At 59.4% G+C, this 3,513-nt stretch carries 3 protein-coding genes and 1 pseudogene; all 4 read right to left on the bottom strand.

Annotated elements, in window-relative coordinates; translation table 11 throughout:
- Positions 1 to 1,644: radical SAM protein (locus tag ABYV26_RS23070; RefSeq protein WP_372683703.1), on the bottom strand; the 1,644-nt coding region annotated here is incomplete at its 3' end.
- Between the two features lie 31 nt (positions 1,645 to 1,675).
- The gene (locus tag ABYV26_RS23065) at positions 1,676 to 1,897 is read right to left on the bottom strand and encodes a hypothetical protein (RefSeq protein WP_372683702.1); all 222 of its coding nucleotides are present in this window, start codon (positions 1,895 to 1,897) and stop codon (positions 1,676 to 1,678) included.
- A gap of 66 nt (positions 1,898 to 1,963) precedes the next feature.
- Positions 1,964 to 3,172, bottom strand: a complete 1,209-nt coding sequence (gene ftsZ, locus ABYV26_RS23060; RefSeq protein ID WP_372683704.1) for a cell division protein FtsZ — start codon at positions 3,170 to 3,172, stop codon at positions 1,964 to 1,966.
- A 71-nt stretch (positions 3,173 to 3,243) separates the two neighbouring features.
- A pseudogene (locus tag ABYV26_RS23055) lies at positions 3,244 to 3,513 on the bottom strand (cell division protein FtsA); the annotation flags it as partial.

Raw genomic sequence — 3,513 nt, 5'->3', positions numbered from 1 at the left:
TTGGTACTCTTTCCACAGGTAGGCTTTGTCGAGGCCGTGGTCGATGAAATCCCAGGGGAAACGCTCTTTTGCATCACGCTCACGCTGAACGTAAAAGTGGGGATTCACCGGCGATGCCTTGAAGGTCTGCGGCCAGTTGCCCTCGTTCGCGTGGGCCAGCAGCAGGATGCCCCCCACCCGACGATCCCCGCGGGCGATCACGCCCTGCAGGTAGGCCCACCGGGGCACGTCGGCGTGAACCCGCACGTTGGCGGTTTTTTTCAATCCCGTCTTGACCATCTTGATCTTGGTCTTGAGCGTCTTGACCTCGTCCATGGCCGCCCACTGAAAGGGCGTGAACGGCTTGGGGACGAAGGAACTGAGGCTGACGGTGATGTCGCCGATGCGCCCCTTGCCCCGGCTGGTTTTCAAAAAGCGGTGTTTGATCTGCTTGACCAGGTCCACGATGGCCGCCACATCGTCTTCGGTTTCCGTGGGCAGGCCGATCATGAAATAGACCTTCAGGTTGGGGATGCCGGCGGCCACCAGGGTTTCGGCGGCAGCCACCACGTGGTCTTCGGTGATCCCCTTGTTGATTACCCGGCGCATGCGTTCGGAGCCGGCATCCGGGGCGATGGTGGCGGTCTTCACCCGGCTTTTTTTCATCGCCGCGATCAGCGGTCCGTCCAGGGCGTCGGCACGCAGGCTGCTGAATGAAAAGCGGATCTCACGCCCCCGATCCTTGTCACACAATTCACCAATATCCGGCAAATCGGACACGGCGGCACCCACCAGGCCGATACGGTCGGTCAGCGCGCACCCGTCGTCCACCTGACTGTCGAGCAAGCCCAAAGGGCGGAACCGGGGCGGCCGGTACACATATCCGGCACTGCAGAAGCGGCACCCATGGGGACAACCGCGGGAGACCTCGATCAGATAGGTGTCGTCAAATGTGGTGTCCGGGGTTAAAATGGTGCTGGCTGTGGGCAGGCCCGAAAGATCCGGAACGATTAATCGACCCACGGAAACCGGCACATCCGCCAGCCGTTCAATCTCGGCCAGGGTGCCGTCCTCATCGTAACGGGGTCGGTAGAAAGCCGGAACATACAGGCCGGGAACCCGGCGGGCCATGGCCAGCAGATTTTCCTGCTTATCGGCCGATGGATCGTAGATTTGAAAAAATCCGGATACCAGGGCCTCGGCCTCTCCCAACAGGAAGGCGTCGACAAAGGGGGCCAATGGTTCAGGGTTGAGAAAACAGAAGACTCCCCCTGCCAGCACAAGGGGGAAGGTCGCGCCTCGCTGGGCGGCCGGCAGGGGGAGTCCTGCTGCTTCCAGGATGGTAAGAACACCGGGTGCATCGTTCTCATAAGAGATCGAAAAGGCAATCATGTCGAAGTCTTCGATGGGCTTCTGGGACTCGACCGTCAACACCCGGCGGATTTTACCGCCATCCTGTTCCGGTAAAAAAGCACGCTCACAAACCACATGGTCAATGTCGTTGAAGAGCCGGTACACGGTCTGGAACCCCAGGTTGGACATTCCCACATGGTAAAGATTGGGATAGACCAGGGCCACGCGAATTCGCCCGTCGACCGGCTTCCGGATGACGCCGCGCTCAGCCGCCTCACGCCCGCTGGGGTGATGTGGAGATCCTGGTACCATGGTTTTCTGCAGACCTTTGTCCGCACGCCGTTCAGACCATTGCGGCTAATAATTGACGCGGCGCGGTGGTGGCGGTCTCATCGTCATTCACCATCATCGAGGAAATTCGGCTTTGCTGGCGGCGGTCTCTCCCGCTGCGGCGATCCAAGCCGCTGCGTCTTTCGGGAAGGCAGCAGGCATATGAATATTCCCGCCGATCACCACCCATCCTGCGTCCACCGGTCAGCTGGTCGCTGCATCGTTTGGGCTGCATCTTCGGTCCTCCGCTTCAACGTTTTCGCTGCTGGTCCGCGTTGATCCGGTTCCTTCGGAGACGGGATTAGTCCGCCTTTCTTCTTAAAAACGTGGGAACGTCCAGATCGTCGTTGTCGATGACAATCCCTTTGTACTCCCGGTAGAGCTCACTGGCCGCTCCTGCAGGCCCTGCCGTCCCTGCATTGACGGCCTGCCGTCGGCGGATGAAGGTGGGTTCATCCAGTTCCGTGGACCGTGCCAGGTCCGCCGGAGTGATGTCACGCACCTTACCGCCGTAGGTAGGGTCCAGCGCTCTGGCGCCGGTCTCTTTCTCCTTGCCTTTCTCGCCGATACCGGTGGCGATGACCGTAACGCTCATCTCGTCACCCACGCTGTCGTCAATCACCGCACCCCAGATGATCTCCGCCTCTTCACCCACCTCATTGTAGATGCGTTCGGAGGCTTCGGTCATCTCCTCCATGGTGAGGTCGCTGTTGGAGGTGATGTTCATCAGCACGCCCTTGGCGCCGGAGATGTTGATGTCATCCAATAGCGGATGGGAGATGGCCCGTTCAGCCGCTTCCAGAGCCCGGTTTTCGCCGCTGGAAATGCCGATGCCCATAATGGCCATACCGGCACGCGACATGGTGGTCTTCACGTCGGCGAAATCCAGGTTGACCAGGCCGGGCATCATGATCAGGTCGGTGATGCCCTTGACGGAATGGAGCAGGATTTCGTCCGCCTTTTTAAACATATCCACCATCTTGGCGTTCTTCGAAGCCAGACCGCGCAGCCGATCGTTGGGAATGGTGATCACCGTATCGGCCGCTTTTTTCAATTCGAGAATGCCTTCGTCTGCCTGTTTGGCCCGTTTTCTGCCCTCGAAGGAGAATGGCCGGGTCACCACGGCCACGGTAAGGATGCCCATTTCCTTACACAGCCTCGCGATTACCGGTGCAGCACCCGTTCCGGTGCCGCCGCCGAAACCCGCGGTGATAAACACCATGTGGGAATCGGCCAAGGCATCCTTGATCATTTCCGCATTTTCCAGGGCCGCCTCGCGCCCCACCTGGGGGTTGGCGCCGGCACCCAGGCCTTCTGTAATCTTGGTTCCCAGCTGGAAGCGCATCTCCGCCTGGGAGACATCCAGGGCCTGGGCATCCGTGTTGGCGGAAATGAACCTGACGCCCTGCAGATTGCTCGCGATCATGTTGTTGATCGCATTGCCGCCAGCACCGCCAACGCCAATCACTTTAATTTTTGCCGATCGGTCACTCTCCATGTACGTAAACATACCAGTCATAATTTCCCCCTTTGTTTGAGTTGCCCATTTTGGCGCTTGCCTGTACGCCTTGGTTTATATTCTTAAATGACGTCCTTGAACCACTTTTTCATCCGGGATATGAGGCTGTTGAAGATATTCCTGTCCCGGATCCGAAATTTTTTCTCCGGCTCCTTTCTGGCGCCGTAGATGACCAGCCCGACACCGGTGGCATACATGGGATTGTTGACCACGTCGGTGAGGCCGCCGATCCCACGCGGCCGACCCAGACGCGTGGGGACGCCGAAGATGGCTTCGGCGATGTCGGTGGTGCCCTCCAGCAATGCCGTGCCACCGGACAGGACAATCCCCGA

It is taken from the genome of Desulfosarcina sp. (genome assembly GCF_041551955.1).
Classification (GTDB): domain Bacteria; phylum Desulfobacterota; class Desulfobacteria; order Desulfobacterales; family Desulfosarcinaceae; genus Desulfosarcina.
This window is presented reverse-complemented; position numbering and strand designations above follow the sequence as displayed.

Excerpts from the sequence above, each read along its gene's own strand:
- ABYV26_RS23065 (WP_372683702.1), bottom strand. The coding sequence starts at position 1,897 with ATGCAGCCCAAACGATGCAGCGACCAGCTGACCGGTGGACGCAGGATG.
- ftsZ (WP_372683704.1), bottom strand. The coding sequence starts at position 3,172 with ATGTTTACGTACATGGAGAGTGACCGATCGGCAAAAATTAAAGTGATT.